The sequence below is a fragment of the Vibrio sp. SCSIO 43137 genome (assembly GCF_028201475.1).
Taxonomy (GTDB): Bacteria; Pseudomonadota; Gammaproteobacteria; order Enterobacterales; family Vibrionaceae; genus Vibrio.
The window spans coordinates 952,045-974,878 of record NZ_CP116384.1; the positions used below are offsets into that span (position 1 = coordinate 952,045).

Below are 22,834 nucleotides of genomic sequence, written 5' to 3' on the forward strand. Positions count from 1 at the left end.
ATGCCCGGTTTCCTTTGTTCCTTTAACAGCCTATCAATATGGGCTTATGCCTCTGTCTGACTGTGACTTTTCCCAGTGACTCACTCACTGTACAAGAGGATAGTTAACACTGCATTATGTTTTACCTTACCAGAGGCATACCCCGTGAGTTGTAAAGATTGTTCGTCACTATCGTGCCGTACAGAAAAGCCCTGTCAGGAAGCCATTGAATGGCGTCTCGATTATAAAAAACTATTTCGTTTACTGGCATTAATTTCCCTGGCTTTGGCCTGGTACTACGGCCAGCTAATTAATCAACCAGACTGGCAGAAAGATCTGCAAAATCTGTATCCGGACGCTCAAGTTGAAGCAGTAACAGACAACCCTTCACTATTTTCTATGCAGAGGAACGGACAGCAGTTTTATCTATCCATCGCCACAGAAAACAGCTATGGCGGCCCTCTTACGCTAGCCTCGGTCATCGATCAACAAGGAAAAATAAAATCAGTAGAGTTGCTCAGCCATGGTGATACTCCCGCTTATATCCAAAAATTGAGGAATAAGGGTTATTTCCGCCAGTTCAAAGGGAAAGAGGCGGCTTATCTGCCTGAAGCGGGTAAGAACTGGGATGCGGTTAGTGGTGCAACTTTAAGCTCCAATGCCATTATGCGGGCTAACACCCGCGCGGCACATAAGATAGCGATACAGCAGTTTCAACTCCGCCCGCAACCTCTGGAAAACCACATCGTTTACACCGTCGAACATCTGCTTCTTGCGCTCTTGATACTGTTATCCATCGTCAATATCTGGCTGGCAAGCTCTAAGCTAAAGCTTGTCTATGTTCTGGCCAGTGTGGTTGTGGTTGGCTTTATGGCTAACCAGATGATCAATGTGGGCAATTTTTCTGCGCTGCTGCTCGGCTTCGTGCCCACTCTGTCAGAGAATCTGGCTTTCTGGATCCTGCTGGGAGGTGTATTCGCATCGATTATTGTTCTTGGGCGCAATATATACTGTGGAAATATCTGTCCGTTTCACGGCATTCAGTATCTGTTACATAAAATCGGTAACCTGAACCTGCCTTTACCGCCTCTGGCTTTACGTTTTGGCCGTTATATTCCCTATACCGGATTATGGGCAGCGCTAATGGTTGGCTTAATAACCTCTAACCCCAGTTCTGGTGCTTATGAACCCTTTTCAATGATCTTCTCTCTTCAGGGGACAGGCATACAGTGGTTTATTATGCCGGCAGTCATTATTGGCGCTTTCTTTATTCCTGATATGTTCTGCCGCTTTTTCTGCCCGGCGGGCGCCATGCTCTCACTAATAACCAGCCTACGTAACCGCTCGGTTTATCAATTAAAACAATTAATCAGTCGCAAGTAAGAGGTCTGAGATGAACAATAAAACAACTGAGCTAAATCAGGCTGGTCAATCCCAAGGGCAGAGTCAATTCACAACATCGGCTCCGCGAAACAAGCAGCAGTGGCTTAGCTCACTATTGCTGATAATTACCTGTTCAATAATTATCGCCTTTCTCTCTGATTCCCTGATTAGATATTTCCAGTAAACAAGTGATAAGAACGATGAACAAAATTACTTATGCCCTGATGAGCCTGCTTTTTACACCTGTGAATAAAAATCAAGATATTCTTATCTGCTACGCCAGTCAGACAGGCACTGCAGCTAACCTTGCAAAACAGTCTGGAGATATTGCGGTAACACTTGGCCGTTCAGCGGCCGTACGTTCCCTTTCATCACTACACCCGTCTGAACTTGAGAACTACAATCAGGTTCTGATGATTGTCAGTACCTGTGGTGAAGGAGAGATCCCTGACGAAGGCAAGCTATTTTATCAGCAGTTACAGCAGTACCCTGCACTCTCTGTTCCTGTTAGTCTTTTGGCACTTGGAGACAATAGCTATAAACATTTCTGCCTTGCAGGCATACTGATTCACAATGAGCTGAAGCGTATGGGAAGTCCGTGTGAAGAAGAGCCCCTGCTGGTTAGTGGCAACCCTATTGATATATGGCGGGATTGGCTCTCATATCAACTTGCCTCTGATATAGATGATAAGCAGATACAAGCGACGTCTACTCAGGTGGCACTTACTCTGACAGAGCGCTATCCATTGCATAACAACGGTAGTGCTGATTCTCCGGCCTCAGAAGCCTACCATCTGAGGTTTAAACTTAGTGACGCGGTTAACTATAAAATCAATGATCTCGTTGCCATTACCCCGCCGGGAAGTCAGAAAGAGAGACTTTATTCCATTGCGTCCTCCAGTATAGATAATACAGGCGGACTCTCTCTCTGTATCGCCAGACACCAGTTCCTGTTAGACGGAAAACAGCAGCCCGGACTCTGCTCTGACTATCTGATCAATCAACTTAATTCCGGAGAAGCGTTTAATGCCGAAATCCGCGCAGGCGCAGGTATGGCACTGCCCACTTCTAAAACACCTCTGATTCTTGTTGCTACAGGTGCCGGTATCGCACCTATGATGAGTATGCTGGCAGAGCGCAAACTGTGTAGCCATGTGGGACCTAACTGGATGATTTTCGGTCACCGCCACTCCGAAAGTGATTTTTACTATCAGCAGCAACTCTCTGATTATCAGTCAGAGGGAGTTATCAGCCAGTTAGACACGGCATTTTCCCGCGACAGCAACGAAAAAGTATATGTTCAGGACCGCCTCAGAGAGCACAGCGAACAGTTAGCAGACTGGCTTGTGAAACAGGATGGGCAAGTGTATGTTTGTGGCAGGCCGGAGCTGAAAGATGAAGTACTTTCAGTTATCTCCCACTCTTTGCAACAGAACGGAAAGAGCTCTGTTCAATCTGAGCGGCTGATTGCAGATATGCTGCAAAACCACCGGATAGTTTTCGAGCTGTTCTAGTTCAAGTTATAAAGGTAATAGCTTGTCAACTTTCCTATAGTTGATGAGCTGTTACCATAATTTTCCAATATAATGTTAGCTTTATCACTTTCTTAATGGACAGCGTTTTTTTCCTGCAAATTACACCTTTCCATCGTCCGATTCTGAGCCATAATTAAACTACTCAATGAAAATATATGCAATTCAATAAATAAGATATGATTTTCATATAAGGTCGTTTATGTTTCTAATTAGCAATGGTATCTCCCGACGAGGCCTGCTTATTGTTATTATTGCTTCTCTGCTGATAATTGCCTTTGTATTTACCAACTACATAAGTTATCACTACCTCAACAGCAGTCTGCGCCAGTCTGTTATCAATACCGAATTACCTAAAGCCAGTACAGAAGCCTATTCAGAGATTGCCCTTAGTGTTGTTCCTTCCGTTGTGGCTTCATCCATGATGGCCAACGATCGTTTTCTCAGGCAATGGTTGATAAGCGGGGAACAAAACCATTCACAACTTACTGACTACCTCACGCAAATTAAACGGCAAAACCGCGCCTTTATCTCATTTCTGGTCTCTGCAAAATCTCTTGAGTACTACAACTCTGAAGGCGTTAAGGTCTATGAATCACCCGATGACCCTCAGGCGGCATGGTACTTCGACTTTATTCGCAGTCCGGTTTTATATGAGCTTAATGTCGGCCCAAGTATCGATGAAAGCCATACTCCTGCCATTTTTATTAATTACAAGATGATGGAAGGCAATCAGTTGATTGGCGTTGTTGGCCTCGGGCTGAGGTTAAGTGCCATTGAAAGCATTTTGGGCAGGTTCAAAAACAGCTACAAACAAAATATCTACTTTATTGATACCGAAGGTATGATTATTTCCAGTTCTCACGGCGCGACTTTTTCCGGCGATGAGCTAATTAAGGTTCCAGGCCTGACTGAAGTCATCAAAGGGGAAAGGCCAAACAACGCTGATTTCTTTGAGTATCAATCCCGCAACAATCACTTGTTTATGAACCTTCGTTTTATCGATGAACTGAACTGGTGGATGTTGATCGAGCAAGAGGAAGGTGATGCGGTTAAGAAAGTGAGGAATATTCTTGTTACTAATATCTTTATCGGTGTTGCGACAATATTTGTCACCCTGATTATTGTCTCGTGGATAATTAATTACTTTCATAAAAAACTGGAGATCCTTGCTACCACGGATCAACTTACCGGCTTAGACAACCGGCAGGTTTTTGAACATGATGTAAAAAAAGCCTTGCTGCAGAATGAGAGGCAATACTCTCATCAGACGCTACTATTAATTGATGTAGACAGGTTCAAAAACATCAATGACAGTTACGGCCATCTGATGGGCGATGAAGTGCTTAAAAACATTGCCCAAACGCTATCTCTTAATAACAGAGAATCGGATTGTCTCGGCCGTTGGGGTGGCGAGGAGTTTGTGTTACTGGCACACAATATGTCCATCGAACAAGGGGAGATTCTGGCAGAAAAAATACGTCTTAGTATTGAGCAGCATAGTAGTTTTCCTCAACAAATAACCGTCAGTATCGGGGTCACTGAATCAGCCGCTGGAGACAAGCTCGAAACCCTATTATCCCGCGCCGACTCTGCCATGTATAAAGCAAAAAATGCCGGAAGAAACTGCGTCAGAACAGAATTAGCAAAAAAATAGAGCTGCACAAACCGGCAGCCCTGATACTCTATTCTGCTTTTATACCCAAAGGCTATTTCTGTGCTGGGAAAATACTGATTTCAACCCGGCGGTTACAAGTTCGTCCTGCTGCTGTACTGTTATCACAGATAGGCATTCGCTCTCCCTGCCCTTGTGTAAACAGCCTTGTTGAAGCCACTTTCTGCCCTACCAGATAACTTCTGACCGAATCTGCCCGCTGCTGCGATAGTCTCTGATTGTAGTCATCACTGCCGGTGCTGTCTGTATGGCCTTCGATAATAAGCTTAGTTTCAGGGTACTCCACCAAAACGCGGGCAACACCATTGAGACTATTGTATATAGAGTTATTTAACAACGAAGAGTCGGTCTGAAAACCAATACCATTCTCCATCACCAATACCAGTTGATCTTCTCCGACCCGTTTTACCTGAACGCCTGAATTTAACAGCTCCTGTCGTAGTGCAGCTTCCTGCTGATCAAAATAATATCCGACTCCAGCCCCCACTGCGCCACCTGCGGCCGCACCAATTAGCGCACGTTTACGCCTTTCATCCGCATCATCTCCGGTAGCTAGCCCGATTAATGCACCGGACACGGCACCAATAATGGCCCCCTTGGTGGCAGAGTTGGTCTCACTTTCACCCGTAGTTGCATCCTGACGTTGAGTGGCAGCGCAACCGCTAAACAGTACTGCAATGGTTAGAGGTAATAGCAGTTTTTTCATTGTCGATTCCTTTCTCTATGGTTTCCATATAACCATAAATTTAGCGACTATTTGTCTGTTAGCAATACTTTGCCCGACTTTCTTTGCTTCTGTCTCAATCTGAGTCACTTGTCCTTCACTGCACTATTCCCTTTCTGAATAGCTCTGCAATCAGGTTGCCCCGGTTAGAAGCGCCCAGTATCTGCCGCATTGATTCTATATGATATTCCACACCAGATCGGCTGATGTTGAGCTTGTCAGCCATCACCTTAGTAGAGCAGCCTTCAGCGAGCATACGGGCAATGTTAATCGCATTAGAGCAAAAGGTTTTTCTCACCTGATAAAGGTTAAACCCCTTATCTTCGAACACCAGCCACCACTTATAGATCTTATTTGCCAATGTGATCAGAGCTTCCTGACAACGGCTGAGAAACTGGTTCGGATTATAGTTGTCCTCCAGAGTAAAACTAAAACAGAGCGACGCTCTCCAGCGGTTTTCAACACAGCTATCAACAGGAACCAGAACGGTATAGCCTTTTTCATCAGCAAAATTAAACCGCCGGATAAACTTATCCAGTGACTTTTGCTGCTGTTTATCAATCAAAGAGTGATTATGCAAAATCGGGCTCTTAGCCGATAAAAGTCGCTCTACATTGTTATCATTACGACTAAGAAATGGCGGAGGACAGCTCCATACATACTCCAACGGAACCTCTTTGGTTGAGTACATCAGAGTCATATAGCGAAAATCTTCCCCGCGAAACTTACCCTGAGCACGATCTTCACTTCTGAGGCCACCCCAGATATCAAAACTGACCAGTTCCGCTCCATCAAAAGCAATTTCTCCGGCTTCTTGCTGCCAGTATTTATTCCGGGGCAGGTTCATTTTCACACCACTCCTTAGCTATTTGTCTGGCACGCTGTCTATCAATGTCATTCATCTGGCTCAATATATCCTGCATCAAATCTGATAAATCAGGTATGCCATAGAGATCACAATAAAAATACAGGCTATAGGCCTTCATTACGTCCTTGGTGATTCCGTAACCATGTTCCAGCATTGCCCCCATTACCATATAGGCAGGGAGATACTTTTGCTCCATTGCTTTAACAATAAAGCTCCGTGCTTTCAGGTAATCTGTCGGCAGCTCTTTGCCCTGATAATAAAGAACCCCAAGCTGATATTGAGCCAGACGGTCATGTTGTCCGGCGGCGTCTTCCAGCAGCGACACAGCTTTAGTCAGGTCTTTATCTGTACCCTGACCGTTAAGATACAAGTTAGCCAGGTTAGTCTTAGCTTCTGTAATATCTTTTTCAGCAAGTTCACACAGAATTTCATAAGCTTTCTCATGCTGTTGCCATTGGGTATACAAGGTCGCAAGGGCGAAGCTGGCAGGTGTAAAGCCATTTTCAGCCGCCAGATTAAACCACTCAAACGCCTTGTCCGGATCGACCTGCGAATCACTCCCCTTTAAAGCAATAACACCCAGTTGATAACGTGCTTCGTTTAAGCCAAGATCGGCTGATTTGATCAGATAGGCTATTCCTTCGGCATGGCTATCCGCCCTGTAAGCTTTTTCTGATTCTGTCCTGAAGCATTTCATTGCCATCAGAAAATATTGTTGTGCATCACTTAAGGATGCTTTACTAAACGATGATAGTTGTGCTCTGTCTGTCATTATCCGGCCTGATTTCTCTATGTTGCAGCCAGCCTGGCCTTATCCGACTTCCATTTCGTTGATTTTTAAAGCAAGTGCACCACCTAAGTACACTTGCTCTCCATAGGCTATTTGTTCACTGATAGCTTGTTTGGTGCTATCTGGGTCCGCCACGTCACCGCAAAAATAACGATAGAAATAAGACCAAACATAATCAGCCCCATAGCGCCCGATTGTGGTTCCCGCTCGGCAAAAGAGGCCCACGACCAGGCGATACAAAACCACATTCCAACTGCCGATGCTGCAATCCCAAGTGTTGCCAGCAGATTAAGCCGGTACTGAGATGCAATTTTCCGGTAACCGACAAACGCTGCAACGGTCAGCATTCCAAGTAAATACCACATTACTGCCATCATAATATTCCGCTCCTTTATACTTCGATATCTCTGCCGGTTTTCCAGAAATCCAGCGCCGCTTGTTCATCAAACACGTTACCGTAGCCAAATAGTTCATCCATCACCTTCATAAAGGTATGCACAGGACCTCCGGTATACGCATTGGAAGCGTCAATTAATCTGTGATGCCAGAAATCGGGCTTGTTCCACGGGCAGGCTGTCAGGCAGATAGCACAGTCCGTACCACTATCGACCCAGTACTTGTAGCACTTCTTCGCGTCGTTATAGAACTTCTTCACACCGCGTTGGTGATGCCATGAATAATTCGGGTCTTCACCGTTTTCGTAGGTTGGCCCCCAGCCCGGCTCGTCATCCATAGTGATCGCCTGAGAAGGGCACTTCTCCGCGCAGATTTTGCAGTTCTGACAGAACTCCATAATGCCGTAGGTCTTTGGTGTATCGTAGGCGTCATCCGGCAGTTCCATATCGGTATAAACCTTGGCAATACGGACACGGGGGCCAAAACGGGGAGCCATCAAATGACCATTACGTGCCCCTTCTCCCAAACCAGCTTCAATGGCATAAGCGACGCTGTTGCCCAAATCGTTGCCCGAAGCCACAGCCTGATAACCCAGCCCACGTATAAACTTAGCGAGGCTACCTGCAACAAAGGCCATCTTTGAGTAACCATTCCCGACGGCTGCTCCGGAGACATAAGAAGGCGCAGTTGACATGGCTTCATAATCTTCATCAACCAGTACCACAATCACAGATTTTGGCTCAAACGGGAACTCATCCCATGAAATCTCCCTGCCAGCTAATGAGTCATATAGAGGGTCCCAGTTCCATATTTTGTGGTTGCGGGTAATACCGCAGCGGTCTGCGCCCAGTAATCTCGCTGCTGATTTGATGCTTTGGTTGGCATCTTCTGCACTTTCAAACTGCCACTTATGGTCCATTACTCCTTTCTGTTCCCAACCGTAAACTCCCATATTGGGTTGAAGACACTGAGACAAAGGAGATAACACATCACTCATCTCCCAGCCGGCACTTTCAAGCGCCAAGTCGATTTGACGCATACCCGGCTTGGCGTTATCTAAACCGACAATGGGATTAAATCTGTGCTCCTGAAAATTCCAGCCATTTTCAAAATTCTGATTTCTCTCAGGGTATTTTCTGGCCAGAGACGGGGAAATAACGAAGGTCCAGACCGAGTTTTCTTGCGGCATGGGCTTGAGTACATCAGGATCAATAGGGACAGGGAAGTTCTTATGACTAACTCCCTCTACTTTATTGCTGGCCTGTACTGCTGTTGCACCCACACCGGCAATTGCCGCTGCCCCAAGTCCCAGTTTAAAGAAATTTCTGCGGGAACCGTCAGCAATTTCATTTTCATGTTCTAATTCTTTTGACATAATAAAAATCTCATTTTTTAAGATTTATAAATAACCGTGTATTAAGCATGGATTTTATATCCCACGTTTATTTATTAACGAAATCACTAAGTGTCGGGTTTCCCCACATAGCGATTAATTAAATGAGAATCACTTTCAGAATGAGTAGCGAACGAAATGAAAGATTTTAACTATAACCAACTAATATCCTTTGTAGAGGTAGCGTTATATTTAAATATCTCTACCGCGTCGAAACATTTAAATAAAAGTCGGGCAACAATTTCAGAACATATTGAGTTGCTTGAATTAGAGCTGGGTCACAAACTTTTTGACCGGGATGGCCGGCAACTAAAGCTGACTTCCTTTGGCGAGAAGATACTCCGCCCTTCCATTTTATTGACAAGGCAAATTTATACCTGGCAAAACACAGTGGATAAGGCGAGACCTACCGCAACTAATGTCCAGCTACGTATTGCTTATGATCCTGTTATTCCCCAATGTTCTATTCGTTCACTGCTTGAATACTTCAACGCAGAAAATATGAATATTGAATGTATTGCCATGGGTTCAAATATTTCCGCTGAGTTACTTGATAAAAATATAGTTGACCTAATTATTACGCCAGAACACGGAGAAGATCTCAGGCGTGATTATGAGTGGAAAATAATTGGCTCTATGCCTTATCGATTTTATGCTCACCATAATCTATTTGGATCAGAAACCATCGAACTAAGTCAATTATTGAACCAGACTCAAATTCTTCCCAGTGCCTATTTAAATAAAAGCGCAGATGAGAAGTTTATATTTACCCCCAATAATAAGATCATAAATGATATTACGCTTCTGCAGGAAGCACTGGAAAATAAAGTGGGCTGGGCATTTCTGCCTGTTCATTTACATGCAGAGCGCTGGCGGGATGTGGTGGAATTACCCTGTTCATTGGGAGGGGAAGGATTTGTGACTCCTGTGCTGGCACGTTGGCGTCCCGGTGAAGAGGTCATTGTCTCACCTGTTTTAAACTTTTTTGAATCTACCGGCCCGGTACGGCCGGCTTAAATCAGAGTGTTCACTTATCCGCTTCCCTTCTACATCGTTAGCGGATAAGTGCAACTAACCTAATCTCAGGTTAATTACTCCAGCCAATGCTTAACCACCTCTTCCATAGCGGAGATGATCTGTTGAGAAGAAAAGCCCTGCTGCTCAGCCAACACCAGCGTCGCGCCTAGCCCGCACCCCTCTACCACATAGCCCTGTTCATACATATTTAGGGCTTTTAAACTGGAACCGTTAAAGTTGACCGCTGGTGTCATCAGTGAGCAGTTATCCGGCAACCGGGTGGAAGCATAAACCGCATCGTCCGACTGCATAATCCAATGAGTGGTGCCAATTTTTATACTACTCACACGGCTGCTGTTTTCCATGGCAATAACAGGTGCAAAAAACATAGTACCGCCCGCCAGAGAAAGATTCTGCAACTCAGATTCGAGCAGAGCACAACACGCCCTCTGTATCGGGTCGGACATGCCTGTCTGACTGATAAACTGCTGTGCAGTTTCCAGCTCTGTTGATTCCGCTAATAAGGCTTCAATTACCTGCTCTTTTCTGGACAATTTATCAGGATCTTTCGTGCTCCCCGCCAGCATAACATCGGCACCAAGCCAGTGCTTAAGCCAGACCGTCGCGAAGGTGGTTCCTCCGATACCCGATTCGGCAATCAGATGCTTTTCGCCCTCGCGGTGTTGTCGTTGTAGCTCAGGAATTAACTCAGTTTCAATGAGCGACTTCTCATGCCCGCTTTCACATTGATGCACAATGACTTCATCCAGCTTACAACCAGAAAAATCCGGCCGGTTATCCAACCCTAGCTGATAGCAGTGCAACCTAATCTTAAATCCACGTTGCTTCAGCAAAAGTAGTAAGCCATGTACCAGAATGGCGGGGGTTACCGACCCATTTCCCAGCAGAGGAGACGGCAGATACTCCTCTTTCAGCTTGGTGTTTGCATGGCCACAGGCGATAAGTTCTGTGTCTCTGGTGGGATGAAGCTGCATTAACCCCTCACCGGCTCCGGCATCACTGATTAGATGAAGATCTTCGATGGGGGCGACACCATTCAGGATAATAAAGTTAAGCCAGCTCATGGGACATCTCCGCTTATGTTGAAACGTTACTTACTATCGTCTTTCATTTAACATCGTCTTTCATGGTCAGAGGCAGGCCGGCAGCCACAAAGGTCACCTTAGCGACTTCGGCAGCAATGGCCTGATGTAACCAGCCTGCTTCATCAACAAATTTGCGGCTCATTTCACCCATAGGCACCACACCGCAACCGACTTCATTACTGACAAGTATCACCTGCCCCGGTAACTCCCTGAGCGTCTGCAACAGTCCGGACTTATACTCCTGCCATGACGTTGCTGACTCGCCGAACAGGCAGTTACTCAGCCATAAAGTCAGGCAGTCCACTAAAATACAATTATCTTCTGCGCTGTTTGCTTTCAACGCTTCACTTAGCTGATAAGGCTCTTCTATCACTAACCACTCTTCAGGTCGCTGCTCTTTATGACGACGAACCCTGTCCGCCATCTCTGAGTCTCTCACTTCCGAGGTTGCGATATAGATGACCGGCTTACCCGACGCTTTAGCCTGCTGCTCTGCATAGCTGCTTTTTCCTGAGCGGGCACCACCGAGAACCAGTTCGGTATAATTTCTGTTTTCCATTAGTTTACTTCCTGTAACCGGACTTCTTGCGGCTGCTCTGAACATACCATCATCAGTGCTATCTCCAGTCGCATCCATTCAGCTTCGCAGGCCGGAAGGCCGAAGCGAACGGCATTTTTTTCATCACATAAGCGGGTATATATCATCTGGCTGCAGAGCTGCTGATGAACCTGCTCCGCATTCTGTATAAACACAGTCGTAAACAGTTCCGTTCCGCGACACTGTTGTGAAAAGTACTTATCCAGCAAGGTTTTAAGCCGCTGCGAATGTTTGCTTAGTCTGATCTTGTTCTGTTGTTGCCAGTCACTATCAGCAAGAGCCTGCTTGGTCGCCCAGCGCGCCGGACCGGATACCGTCCATGGGCCTAGACTTTCCCTTACACCACCAAGAATGCTGTCATTGGCAAACAAAAAGCCGACACGGGCGCCTGCTAGTCCAAAGAACTTACCAACGGATCTCAAAACAATCAGAGAATCAGAATGGTTATCATGCTGTAATAACGAATATTCGGGAGTGGCATCCGCAAATGCTTCATCAACAATCAGATAACCGCCTTTCTCTTCTAACTTACTTTGCAAATTCATCAGCTGCTGAGGACTGTAATAGCGTCCCGTGGGGTTGTTGGGGTTAATAATCAACACCACATCTGCCGAATCAAGCTGCTGCTGAGACGGGAAATCGGTAAAGAACTCCAGTTTCCACTTTTGTCCGTTAAGCTGAAACGAATCCCAAGCATGCTGATGTTCTTTGTAACCTACCTCGGGAAAAACTATGGTTCCACAACGGCCCAGTACCTTAGTCAGGGTTTCAGGCAGTGCCATAATGGCTGCCTGTGATCCGGCAACAGCAAGAGGCTCCACAGCCGAAGCGTAATAACTCATAGCCAGCTGTTCCAGACCATCCCCCTCCTGAGGAAGCGCATTCCAGCAACTTACCGGCGGCGTCCCCAGTGGATAAGCAAAGGGACTGACACCGGTAGAGAGATCAAGCCACTGTGCCGGCTCAGATTGATACTCTTTCGCTACTGAGAGTAGGTTACCGCCATGTTTAACTGTCATATTTCATCATTTCCCTGGGTCTGTTGACCCTAATAGACCAAAACTGAGATAAGCCAGATATAACCAAGGGCAAAACTGCCTCTGGTCACCAGCCGGTTGGCCTGAAAAATTGCCGGCCACTCTGCCTCGTCGCCGCAACCCATAGGCTTTTTGTGGTGTAAAACCCCATGATAATAAGTAGGGCCACCGATACACACATTCAGGCTGCCTGCTCCTGTGGTCATCACAACACCGCCATTGGGGCTGGCACACTGTCCGGCCTGATTTTTCCAGCACCATAGTGCCTGACGAAAGTTCCCCTGAAACGCATAGACAACAGCGGTTATCCGGGCGGGAACATAACCGAGCAGATCATCGGTTTTTGCACTAAACCAGCCAAACTGAAGGTATTGCTGATTCTTATATCCCCACATAGCATCCAGAGTATTTGCCAGACGAAGCAGAACTGCCCCCGGCGCACCAAACAGAATAAACCAGAATATAGGAGCGAAAACTGCATCGTTACCGTTTTCCAGCACTGACTCTACTGTGGAAGAGACAATTTCCTTTTCACTCATTTTTTCCGTATTACGACTGACAATCATAGAGACCTGATAACGGGCAGAGTCAAGATCGCCGGTTCTTAGGGGCTGGTAGATATTGTCTGCATGCTGGATCAAACTTTTTCCGCCAAGGGTAAAATAGAGAATCAATACGTTAGCAATAAGTGCCAGCCATAAGCTCAGCGAAGCTAACCAGCCAACAAATAAGAGGCACAGCAGCACAGGCGGAGCAACCGCCAGCCACCAGCCTAAAACACCTTGCTGTTTTTCAGATAAAAAACTCAGCTTACGACAGCCGGACTCAATAACGACAACCATACGGCCAAAGCCAACCAGAGGATGAAAACGGCTTGGTTCGCCAAGTAATCTATCCAGCCAGAGTGCAGCAACCAGAGCGAACGCCCCCAGAAGAAGCGCGGTGTCACTCCATGGCAATAAAGCCTGTGTTGCTGAGCTCACTTCATCAGGCGACATCAGCACACTCAAACTCTGTTAAACCGGGCTCTGTTTTATGGGAAATCCTGCTCTGCTCAAGCTCATCTGCCTGCAAGCCGTTCTTCTCCAGCCAGTTTTCAGCAGCAGCGGACAGCGGGACATAACCGGCACCAACCAGTGACTGCTGATGATATTGTGAAACTGAATCAGCTATTTCAGTATCGTCAATCAGCACCCAGTCTATCTCTGGCAGTTCATAGCCAAGAGGTTTGCTGTCACGACGGCCAATCTGGTAATGGTTTACTCTGTCATCAAACACTCTTTCGTGCTTCAGCGTCAGTACCATGGCGTGTTTAGATACAGGCTGAGCAATAATGCCCTTCTGCGCCATAGCTGAAACCACATTCTGATCATCACTGGAGAGCGGCATAGAAAAACGGCGTAAATCCCAATTGTAATCAATCAATGCACGCCACCAGAGTTCAAAGGCTGGCAGACTGTCAAAAGCCAGCTCCTTCTGGATTTGTAGAAATTCCAGCTCCTCTCTGTCCATAAAGCTGCGGGTGGCAAGGCTCTCTACCCTGATCACCTCTGCGCCACTCTGCTCCAGCCAGACACTGTCTTTATACTGACCACAAACCAGAAAACGCTTGCCGGCTAATGGCAGGTGACGACGCCAGCTAAGTTCATCTGCCTGACTAACCACCTCGCCGATAACCACTAAAGCAGGACCGGCCTGAGGTGACATATCCACCCGATCACCAATGTTCTGCAGTGTGCCGGTAATGCAACAGTGATCAGCACTGGTGGCATTGGAAATAAGCGCCACGGGTGTTGCAGGATCCCGTCCATTTTCAATCAGACGTTCAGCGTGCTGCTTAAGCTTTTTCGCTCCCATATAAAGCACGACAGTACCACCCGATTCATCCAGCTCCTTCAGGGATTCCATCGCTTTCAGATGCTGATGCCCGCTGACAAAAGTCACTGCGGATGCGATACCGCCACTCGTAAGAGGAAAGCCGGAATAGGCTGCAGCACCCAATGCGGCGGTGATACCGGGTACGATTTCATAGGCGATATTGTGCTCAATAAGTTCCCGGCACTCTTCAGTAGTGCGGCCGAAAATACAAGGATCCCCCGCTTTAAGCCTTGCTACGGTTTTTCCCGCCAGTGCGTACTGCATTACATCCGGATGCATTCCGTAATCAATATGGCAATGTTGATAACCGCGGTAACCCACCTGATGAAGCTCAACATGGTCAGGAACGCTGGCCAGAATAGCGGCACTGACCAGTTTGTCATAACAGACCACATCACACTCAGACAGAAGACGTTTCGCTTTGCAGGTCAGCAGCGCCGGATCACCGGGGCCGGCACCGATCAGATATACCTTGCCTTTACTCATGTGCCGCCTCCTTTGTTTCACTATCATCAGATACTACCGTCGCTTTTCGGCAGGCGTGAGAAAAGCTGGGATCGTATAACTTAGAGTCGACAAAATCGTCGATAGCAAAAACCTTACTGACAATAATCATGGCGGTGGAACGAACCTTGGCCTCATGCATTTTTTCCGCAATATCCGCCAGTGTACCACGAATAATTCGTTGTTCAGGATGAGAAGCTTTCTCCACTACGGCAACCGGCCAGTTTTGCGGATAAACATCACTCAACTCACGAACCACTTTACGGATCAGGGTTGCACTAAGGAACAGGCACAAGGTCGCTTCATGGGCTGCCAGAGATTTCAGGTTCTCTTTTTCAGGAACCGGTGTCCGCCCCGATGCACGGGAAAGAATAATAGTCTGGCACTCTTCCGGCAGGGTCAACTCCTGCCCGAGAGCTGCCGCTGATGCCTGAAATGACGACACTCCCGGTACCACTTTCCAGCTAATCCCCAGCTCATTCAGCCTGCGGGTCTGCTCCGCCAGTGAGGAGTAGATTGACAGATCACCGGTCTGTACCCTTGCGACATCCTGACCATTTTTTTCCGCAGTCGTGTAAACCGCAGTAATAGCATCTAAGTCCATATCCGCCGAGTTAAGCACCAGAGCGTCAGGTCTTGCCCTTTCAATAACCGCCTTAGGCACAAGGCTTCCGGTATAGAGAACAACCGGACAACGTTCAACCAGCTTAGCGCCTTTTACGGTAATCAGATCCGGGTCTCCGGGTCCTGCGCCAATAAAATAAACTGTCATAGCTGCTCTCCAATTTCTTGTTCTGTATTTTTCAGAGCCCGGCCGGGAGTCTGCCCCTGCCGTGTTTCTCCGTCTTCCAGTGAATATTTCTTGTTATATCCGCGCGGGGTTACTATCCAGTCCTGATGCCGGAAGCTACTACTGTTTCCGACAATCACTGCCGCATTCATACCAAACTCAAGTCCGGTAAAATGCTCCAGTGTCGACAACTGAACCGACTCTTCTTGCCGATAAGCCGCATTAACTACCGCAACGGGTGTCTCTTTGCTGCGGTGTTTAAGCAGAATATCTCTCGCTTCTACTATGTGGTTCTGTCTCTTGCGTGAACGAGGGTTATAAAAGGTAATGGCAAAATCAGCCATAGCCGCTGCTTCTATTCTTTTGGTAATGACTTCCCATGGTGTCAGCAAATCAGACAGTGAAATGGTACAGCTATCGTGACCAAGGGGAGCACCCACCAGCGACGCACAGGCATTAGCTGCGGTAATGCCGGGAACCGTCTCTACCTCTATATCAAGAGATTTAGATGAGATAAGCTCAAATACTAAGGGAGACATGGCATACATTCCCGCGTCACCGGAACAGACAAGAGCGACATTTTTTCCCTCCTGCACATGACGGATGGCGCAATCGGCTCTCTGCCACTCTTTGGTCATGCCGCTGCGGACTAATACCTGCTCATCCAGAAGTGGCGCGATAAGCTTTACATAAAGGCCATAACCAACCACTACGTCAGCATCCTGTATCACCTGTTGCGCTTTTACTGACATATGGTCAAGGCTGCCGGGACCGAGTCCCACGAGAAAGAGTTTAGCCATCGGTTTTTCCTGTTTGTTCACTACCTGAAGGGAGAGCGATTGCAGCCAGATAACGGCTGTCCATTACCTTTGCAACGGGTCGGTTTTCTGCAAGAGCAGTAAACAGACTCCGCCATTCGCTTTCAGATAAAGTTTCAATGTTTTTCAGCCAGAGAGCATCGTTCTCAGGCAGTTGTGATTTGTTATGGCGTTGATAAATCACCATGGTAGAGCGGTTACGGCAGGCGCCGGCACACATGGTGCGACTGATTTTGATTCGTTTATCACCTGAGCCCAGCCCCATCTCTTTAAGCAGTGAACGCAGATCATGCGCCAGATTTTTACTGCCGGCTTTGGCGCAGCGCCCGCCCTCACACACCAAAATATGGTGAGTGTGGTAGAGCATAGGGCGGTCTAAATCCACATGTTTAGGCTTACACTGATAACCTTCCACCACTTCATTTCCATAAGCATTCAGCTTAACTGGTTGCGGTTGAACCGAATGACCGTGGGTTCGTTTTTTGTTTAACCAGTTTTTACGGTTCTGCTGTACAAGGGACTCAGAGTATTCTTTACGGCAACAAGTAAGAGTTAAGTTGAAGCCATCCAGACAGAACTTCCACTTTGGCACCAGCAGCTTGCTGCACTGACTCTCTTTCAGGGCTGCCGCTTCCGCGACAGAGCAACTGCCAGTCACTTTCTTCACGTACTCTGACGGGTTTTCAATCCCTTCAAATTCATCAAGCTGCTCAGGCGGGTAAGTTCTGAAAGGCCATTGATTCTCTTCAGCCAGTTGCAAAATACCCGCTTCATTCGCTTTTAAATCAATACTGCTTAAGGCAGAAATACTGTCCGGACAGAGATTAAACTGCTCACAAAACGCAGCCAGACCAGCGCGGATAACATGAACCGGAGTATTCCTGTCACAACCGACACCTAAAACCAGTGATTTAGGACGCCAGAGCACCAGCTTATCCTGCCAGCCTGAAACCTGCGGCCTTAGCTGATCGCTGATTAAGATAGCGCCTCTGTAGCTATCCGGCTCTACTGCATTTAGATCTTCATGACAGAAAATATTGGCAGGCATACGCTTTTCGTGTTTCCACCACTTTTTCTCTCCCGCCTGCTGAATCACAACGACAGGCTCATCATTAACAATGGCGGCGGACACCGGTGTAATGGCCTGTTCGCAAGCTGGATCCAGTTTCCAGCCAAACGGAGCGCCTAGCATATCAGCCGATATACTGCCGGATACATCTGACGCGGTGGTAATAACTGGTGTGGCTCTGACAATATGAGCCACCCTTTCAGTCAGGGCATTAGCTCCGCCCCGGTGCCCGGATAACAGTGAGATGGCAAATGTGGCTTGTTCATCCACAACCACAACGGCAGGATCTGTTCGTTTATCTTCAAGCAGTGGCGCAATAACCCGGCTGACAATACCAGTGGCACAGATAAAAATATGGGCATCAAATTGGTGAAACTGCTGCGCAACAAAACCTGACAGAGGAAAACTGAGCATACTCGCTTCATCCCCCTCTTGACGGCCTACTTCGGCGACAAACAGCTCAGAATAGGGTAAAGATTGCTTAAGCTGCCTTGCGTGTTTCGTTCCGTTCAGGGTAATGGCATAAATGGCTATTTTCATATTTACTACTCAGCCACTAAAACGTCTGTTTGCTCTGCAGTAGCGTTCTCTGCCACACCGTGACCTCTTAATATGCCTCTGCGGGAGCGGATTGAGAGCTGTACCATTGAGAAGTATCGGTGCCCTTCAGGCACCTCTCGCAGGTTGCTGTAAACTTCCTGTTTATCGCAGGTGGCATGAGAAACATAAGTGGCACAATCTTCAATGCCAAGCTGCTCAAGTTTGTCTATTAACTGAGGAATGATTCTGCCCGCTTTTATCAGCATTATGGTGTCAAACTCCTCAACCAAGTGAGACAGACACTCAATACCATAGGTCGCCGGAACCACACAGAACCTCTCCTGCCCATCCGCCAGCGGGATTTTGGTTGCTGAGGGTACCGCGGTAATAGAGGTAACACCGGGAACAATTTCTGCTTCAATATCAGGGGCAATTTCCGCCAGTTCTTCCTGAACATATGCCCAGGTACTGAACACGGATGGATCGCCCTCCGTAACAAACACTACTGAACGCCCTTCACGCAAATGAGCCAGAATGTCTCTGGCTGCACTTTGCCATGCCGGGACATTGACAGAGGCATCTCGCGTCATTGGGAAATGTAAAAAGCAGCGGATTCCTTTTATCTCATCTTCAGGTATCGCTCCGGTCACTATTTCCCACGCAAACGAATCGGCCTTGCCTTTGTTTTTCTCAGGAATGGCGACCACGTCTGCCTGCTGAATCAGTCTGGCAGCCTTAAGGGTTAACAGCTCACTATCCCCTGTACCTACCCCAACGGAATATAGTTGACCTTGTTTTATCGTTTTCATTTGTTCTCCAAATCTACATTCATTGAGACGTTTTATGCAGGCTAATCAGGTGAATCGGGTTCTCCGCCTGATACCTTAGATAATGAGCTAATGGTTGTGTCTGTGAGATATTGACCAGTTGAACCTCAAACGGCAGTTGTGCCTGCTTCGCCCACTGATACACCTCTACAACCGTATCCATGGTGACGGCTGAAACCACTAACCGTCCGTTATCATTTAATTGCGACCATACAAAATCTAAGATCCCCACCATTGAGCCGCGGCTGCCACCGACAAACACCGCATCGGGAGCGCGAAGCTCCGCTAACGCCTGTGGCGCTTTGCCTTTGATCAGCCGCACGTTGTCCGTACCATGGGCCTGACTATTTTCCGCAATTGCTTCAAAGCAGTCACTGTTACATTCCACAGCAAATACGCTGTTTTTCCAGCACTGTTTAGCCGCTTCAATTGCAATAGAGCCGGAACCTGCGCCCACATCCCACATCACATCTGAATGTTTAAGTCGCAACAGGCTCAACGCCAGATTCCTTACTGAATGCTTAGTGATTAAGCCGTTCTGAGGGACTCGCTTAACAAAGGCATCGTCTGTGGCATACTGGCCATAGCCCCCCCAAAACGAAGAGTCCTGCCTTTCTGCAATCAGAATATTAAGTGGGTCAAATTCACCAGAATAACTGGCTAGTTCCTGCACGCTCATGGAAGTAATTTTTTCATTAGTAGCGCCAAGTTGCTCACAGACAGAGAGACGCCAGCCCGCTTCATTAAAGCGCAACATATGGCCGGCTATCACTTGTGGGGTATTGCTGCCATCGGTCAGCAGGGCAAACAGGTCACCCTGTTGCAACTGACTGACTAACCCTTTTAGCTCACGACCGTGAAAGGAGAGATATCGGGCATCTGCCCATGGCAGGCCTAATCTGGAAAACGCCAGTTGCGCGGAACTTGCTGAAGGAACAAATGCGATGGATTCTCTGCCAAGCTTTTTAATCAGTGTGGCGCCGATACCAAAAAACAGAGGGTCACCAGAAGCCAGTACGACCACATCCCCCTCTTCACTCTCATCGATGACTCTGTTCAACCATAGCGAGAACCCTTCCGCCATATCGAGAAACTGGCCGTTAAACTGCGGAAACCATTCCATATGCCTTGCATGAGCGGCGACCACGCGAGCCTGACTGACAGCAGAAACCGCCCTGCTGCTCAGGCTAAGGCAGCCATCCTCCGGCACGCCGACGACAGTAAGTTTATTCATATACTTTGCGCCAACAGTGCGTGAATAGAAGAAACAACAATCGGGCTGCCGCCTTTACGACCCAGACTGGTAATATAAGCAACACTTTTCTGTTCTGTCAGTGCCTGCTTTGATTCATCGGCTTTAACAAAACCGACCGGAATTCCGATAATAAGGGCAGGTTTTATCTCTCCCTGCTCAACCATCCTCAGTACTTCATATAACGCCGTAGGTGCATTTCCCACTCCGACAATGGCACCATCAAGCAGACCGGCATCGCGGGCCTTTCTCATGGACCAGATAGCGCGTGTATCGCCTTTTTGTTTAGCAGTCGCAATCACATCAGCATCACTGATAAAACAGTGAGCCGTATTGCCATAAACACTCATACGCTGAGCACTAAGACCACTGGTTATCATGGTGACATCACTAATGATCGGGCACCCCGCTTTCAGCGCTTCAATTCCTGCATCAACGGCACCCTGACTAAAACGGAACAGTTTAGAAAACTCAAAATCACCTGTGGTATGAATCGCCCGCCGCACCACCTGCCACTCGGGTTCGCTAAAGCTGTGGCCGCCGTAAATCTCCTCTATTTCCCGGTCAATAATGGCGAAAGAACCTTCTTCTATTACTCTCCCCTGCCGGGTCATCTGTTTCATTTTATCCACTGTTATTTTCCTTGATTTTCCTGCGGGTTTGGGAAGGCAGCCAGAAGCTGACCGTCAAAATTAATTAATCTGACCTCTACTTCCAGAGCATCCGCCACATAACGACGGGCGTGACCATGGGCTTCTCTGCATAACCTTTCCAGATAAGCCGGATGTTGATCAGTTCCAACCAGCTCAAGTACATGGCGGCCGGTATTTGCCCTTTCGATTTGACTACAGAGTTGTTTCTCTAACTGCTCTTGCCGGGCAATTTGTGCAAGATGGCTGAAATCAATAGCGTGCCCTGACACATGGGTCATCATTCGTCCCGATACCAGCTTTGCCATCTTTCCGATCATGGCAATCAGAGTCACCTTCTCTATCTGGTAGCGCTTGGATGCCCTTAGTCCGACGCCGATAAAATCTCCCGCCTGGATAAATGCCATAGCTGAAAGCTGCGGAAGCAGAGCCATTGCGGCTTTTTCCGAACGGCTTCCTGTGGTCAGCACTAAATGCCTGCTGCCGTTAGCACTGGCTATCTGAACCGACTGACGCACTGAGGCAGCGAAAGCAGAAGTGGAATAAGGTTTTACCGTTCCCCTTGTTCCCAAAATAGAAATTCCGCCTATCAGACCAAGGCGCTCACTGATAGTCTGTTTCGCCACCTCTTCTCCTCGGGGTACAACTATCTCCAGCTCCAGCCCCTTAAACTCTGAATCAGGTTGCGAAACCCATTCAAGCGCTGCCATCTCAAGGATATTCTTTCTCGGTACCGGGTTAATTGCCGCCTCACCTACCGGAAGTTCAAGGCCGGGAAGTGTTACCACTGCGACACCTTTACCGCCTTTCAGGCTAATACCTTCTGCTTTTACCTTACGGGCGATACACTGAATTTCAATGCCGTGGGTACAATCGGGATCGTCTCCGGCATCTTTAATCACACCAGCAATAACCTGCTGTTCACCATGCAAACAGGCAAGTTCAAATGTCGCGTAATCACGATTAGGAAGTTGTATCTCAATTCGGGAAAAGCGCTCCTGATTAACCAGATAGCGTACGGCTGCTCTGGCAGCAGCAGCGGCACAAGCGCCTGTGGTATAGCCACCTTTCAGATCTTTTCTACTTGCTGAGCGCTTTAATTTTCCCACCAGATATCCCATTGCTTTCGTTAACTGAACAACTTTAAGGAACAGGGCAATGGCTTTTGGGCGTGATACAAAAGGATGCAGGCTTAATACCATCCAACTGAATACGTCAAAAGAGAAATGTGTTGCCTTTCGCCATTACACCCTGACATTGAGTTGTCCTATCAACTCCAATAATCTGTGCAGGCATAAACGCAACTTAGATTCAACTTCCAGGTGCTCCCGCCCGGATCATTGGAGTGCAGTGTAGTTAGCAGGCTCTGACTTACAGTTTTCAATATTGGATAACTGTTTACAGTTGCGGGTACAGTTCAGGGTTTTCACCTGATTCACTTTTAAGCTTTATAGGCCCAGTTCACTGACTAGATATATAAAGCACTAACTACTGAAAAAGTTTCTCACAGCACTTGGATGTGTAATTTGATTAATATCAATTTTACTAACACGTAAAAAAGGTGTGCGACGGTTTTTCAATTGCGAAATTTAACTCAGTGAAGGTAGAACTCCTGATACTTCAGGCACCTGAGAGGAGAAGTTCAACATCCGATAGCTCATGGCAAGTTATTGATTAGTTTCTTTTTTAGTGAACATCATCACGATTAAAAACATTTATCGCCAATACCGCTTTTAACTGTAACTTTTACTATGGACTTATAATTAACCCACCAAATTTGCACCATAACTGTACAAAAAATAACTAAGCTTCAGTCAGAAATTAATATATGGATTATTTTGCTGTAATAACGTCCGAAATACATTAAATATACAATTTAAAGACAACTATTATATTCTTGTAATTTAACATTCACATTTTGACGGCTGCTTTCGGCAAATAGTGATTGAAATCAACCAGTTCAGCTTCCACAAAAAGTGTTATGCATTTCAAAAAAATGTCTCATTTT

Annotated in this window: 22 protein-coding genes and 1 riboswitch; of the genes, 5 read left to right on the forward strand and 17 right to left on the reverse strand. The window is 47.1% G+C overall.

Going from position 1 to position 22,834, the window contains the following annotated elements:
• The first annotated feature begins 144 nt into the window (after positions 1 to 144).
• The 4 genes from PK654_RS20200 to PK654_RS20215 all read left to right on the forward strand — a co-directional run bounded on the left by PK654_RS20200 (position 145) and on the right by PK654_RS20215 (position 4,551).
• Positions 145 to 1,362, forward strand: a complete 1,218-nt coding sequence (locus PK654_RS20200; protein ID WP_271699154.1) for an FMN-binding protein — start codon at positions 145 to 147, stop codon at positions 1,360 to 1,362.
• A gap of 10 nt (positions 1,363 to 1,372) precedes the next feature.
• Positions 1,373 to 1,546, forward strand: coding sequence for a hypothetical protein (locus PK654_RS20205; RefSeq protein WP_271699156.1), 174 nt, complete (start codon positions 1,373 to 1,375; stop codon positions 1,544 to 1,546).
• 16 nt (positions 1,547 to 1,562) lie between these two features.
• Positions 1,563 to 2,876 carry a flavodoxin domain-containing protein gene (locus PK654_RS20210; RefSeq protein WP_271699158.1) on the forward strand — a complete coding sequence of 438 codons (1,314 nt, stop codon included), beginning with the start codon at positions 1,563 to 1,565 and terminating at the stop codon, positions 2,874 to 2,876.
• 220 nt (positions 2,877 to 3,096) lie between these two features.
• Positions 3,097 to 4,551 (forward strand): sensor domain-containing diguanylate cyclase, encoded by a 1,455-nt coding sequence (locus PK654_RS20215; RefSeq protein WP_271699160.1) that lies wholly within the window; start codon positions 3,097 to 3,099, stop codon positions 4,549 to 4,551.
• 52 nt (positions 4,552 to 4,603) lie between these two features.
• On the opposite strand, the gene PK654_RS20220 is transcribed toward PK654_RS20215, so the two are convergent.
• From PK654_RS20220 to PK654_RS20240, 5 genes are all read right to left on the reverse strand, one after another.
• Entirely contained in the window at positions 4,604 to 5,275 is a 672-nt protein-coding gene (locus PK654_RS20220; RefSeq protein WP_271699162.1) for an OmpA family protein, read from the reverse strand.
• Positions 5,276 to 5,390: 115 nt separating this feature from the next.
• A complete protein-coding gene (locus tag PK654_RS20225) occupies positions 5,391 to 6,140 on the reverse strand; it encodes a helix-turn-helix transcriptional regulator (protein ID WP_271700731.1) in 750 nt (249 codons plus the stop codon).
• Positions 6,121 to 6,933, reverse strand: a complete 813-nt coding sequence (locus PK654_RS20230; RefSeq protein ID WP_271699163.1) for a tetratricopeptide repeat protein — start codon at positions 6,931 to 6,933, stop codon at positions 6,121 to 6,123. The genes PK654_RS20225 and PK654_RS20230 overlap by 20 nt, the downstream gene beginning before the upstream one ends.
• Before the next feature lie 107 nt (positions 6,934 to 7,040).
• Positions 7,041 to 7,328: a tetrachloroethene dehalogenase gene (locus PK654_RS20235; protein ID WP_271699165.1), complete on the reverse strand. Its 288-nt coding sequence runs from the start codon at positions 7,326 to 7,328 to the stop codon at positions 7,041 to 7,043.
• Positions 7,329 to 7,342: 14 nt separating this feature from the next.
• Positions 7,343 to 8,722: a reductive dehalogenase gene (locus tag PK654_RS20240; protein WP_271699167.1), complete on the reverse strand. Its 1,380-nt coding sequence runs from the start codon at positions 8,720 to 8,722 to the stop codon at positions 7,343 to 7,345.
• A gap of 156 nt (positions 8,723 to 8,878) precedes the next feature.
• Here PK654_RS20240 and PK654_RS20245 point away from each other — a divergent pair, with 156 nt between their 5' ends.
• Positions 8,879 to 9,757 (forward strand): LysR family transcriptional regulator, encoded by an 879-nt coding sequence (locus PK654_RS20245; RefSeq protein ID WP_271699169.1) that lies wholly within the window; start codon positions 8,879 to 8,881, stop codon positions 9,755 to 9,757.
• A 74-nt stretch (positions 9,758 to 9,831) separates the two neighbouring features.
• On the opposite strand, the gene PK654_RS20250 is transcribed toward PK654_RS20245, so the two are convergent.
• Genes PK654_RS20250 through PK654_RS20305 form a run of 12 tightly spaced genes read right to left on the reverse strand, consistent with a single transcriptional unit; the run spans position 9,832 to position 22,028 of the window.
• A complete protein-coding gene (locus tag PK654_RS20250) occupies positions 9,832 to 10,842 on the reverse strand; it encodes a hypothetical protein (protein WP_271699171.1) in 1,011 nt (336 codons plus the stop codon).
• Between the two features lie 43 nt (positions 10,843 to 10,885).
• Complete coding sequence (gene cobU, locus PK654_RS20255; RefSeq protein WP_271699173.1) at positions 10,886 to 11,422, reverse strand: bifunctional adenosylcobinamide kinase/adenosylcobinamide-phosphate guanylyltransferase; 537 nt, start codon at positions 11,420 to 11,422, stop codon at positions 10,886 to 10,888.
• Positions 11,422 to 12,480, reverse strand: coding sequence for a threonine-phosphate decarboxylase CobD (cobD, locus tag PK654_RS20260; RefSeq protein ID WP_271699174.1), 1,059 nt, complete (start codon positions 12,478 to 12,480; stop codon positions 11,422 to 11,424). The genes cobU and cobD overlap by 1 nt, the downstream gene beginning before the upstream one ends.
• Positions 12,481 to 12,509: 29 nt before the next feature.
• Positions 12,510 to 13,496 (reverse strand): adenosylcobinamide-phosphate synthase CbiB, encoded by a 987-nt coding sequence (cbiB, locus tag PK654_RS20265; protein ID WP_271700732.1) that lies wholly within the window; start codon positions 13,494 to 13,496, stop codon positions 12,510 to 12,512.
• Entirely contained in the window at positions 13,486 to 14,862 is a 1,377-nt protein-coding gene (cobA, locus tag PK654_RS20270; RefSeq protein ID WP_271699175.1) for a uroporphyrinogen-III C-methyltransferase, read from the reverse strand. Before cobA ends, cbiB begins: the two co-directional genes overlap by 11 nt.
• Positions 14,855 to 15,652, reverse strand: a complete 798-nt coding sequence (cobM, locus tag PK654_RS20275) for a precorrin-4 C(11)-methyltransferase (protein WP_271699177.1) — start codon at positions 15,650 to 15,652, stop codon at positions 14,855 to 14,857. Before cobM ends, cobA begins: the two co-directional genes overlap by 8 nt.
• Positions 15,649 to 16,470: a precorrin-3B C(17)-methyltransferase gene (gene cobJ / locus PK654_RS20280; RefSeq protein ID WP_271699178.1), complete on the reverse strand. Its 822-nt coding sequence runs from the start codon at positions 16,468 to 16,470 to the stop codon at positions 15,649 to 15,651. Before cobJ ends, cobM begins: the two co-directional genes overlap by 4 nt.
• Complete coding sequence (locus PK654_RS20285) at positions 16,463 to 18,097, reverse strand: cobalamin biosynthesis protein (protein WP_271699179.1); 1,635 nt, start codon at positions 18,095 to 18,097, stop codon at positions 16,463 to 16,465. The genes cobJ and PK654_RS20285 overlap by 8 nt, the downstream gene beginning before the upstream one ends.
• 5 nt (positions 18,098 to 18,102) lie before the next feature.
• Positions 18,103 to 18,906, reverse strand: a complete 804-nt coding sequence (gene cobI / locus PK654_RS20290; protein WP_271699180.1) for a precorrin-2 C(20)-methyltransferase — start codon at positions 18,904 to 18,906, stop codon at positions 18,103 to 18,105.
• 19 nt (positions 18,907 to 18,925) lie between these two features.
• On the reverse strand, positions 18,926 to 20,158 hold the full coding sequence (gene cbiE, locus PK654_RS20295; protein WP_271699182.1) for a precorrin-6y C5,15-methyltransferase (decarboxylating) subunit CbiE: 1,233 nt from the start codon (positions 20,156 to 20,158) through the stop codon (positions 18,926 to 18,928).
• Positions 20,155 to 20,799, reverse strand: coding sequence for a precorrin-8X methylmutase (locus PK654_RS20300; RefSeq protein WP_271700733.1), 645 nt, complete (start codon positions 20,797 to 20,799; stop codon positions 20,155 to 20,157). The genes cbiE and PK654_RS20300 overlap by 4 nt, the downstream gene beginning before the upstream one ends.
• Before the next feature lie 11 nt (positions 20,800 to 20,810).
• The gene (locus PK654_RS20305; RefSeq protein WP_271699183.1) at positions 20,811 to 22,028 is read right to left on the reverse strand and encodes a cobalt-precorrin-5B (C(1))-methyltransferase; all 1,218 of its coding nucleotides are present in this window, start codon (positions 22,026 to 22,028) and stop codon (positions 20,811 to 20,813) included.
• A gap of 139 nt (positions 22,029 to 22,167) precedes the next feature.
• A riboswitch (cobalamin riboswitch) is annotated at positions 22,168 to 22,330 on the reverse strand.
• Positions 22,331 to 22,834 lie beyond the last annotated feature (504 nt).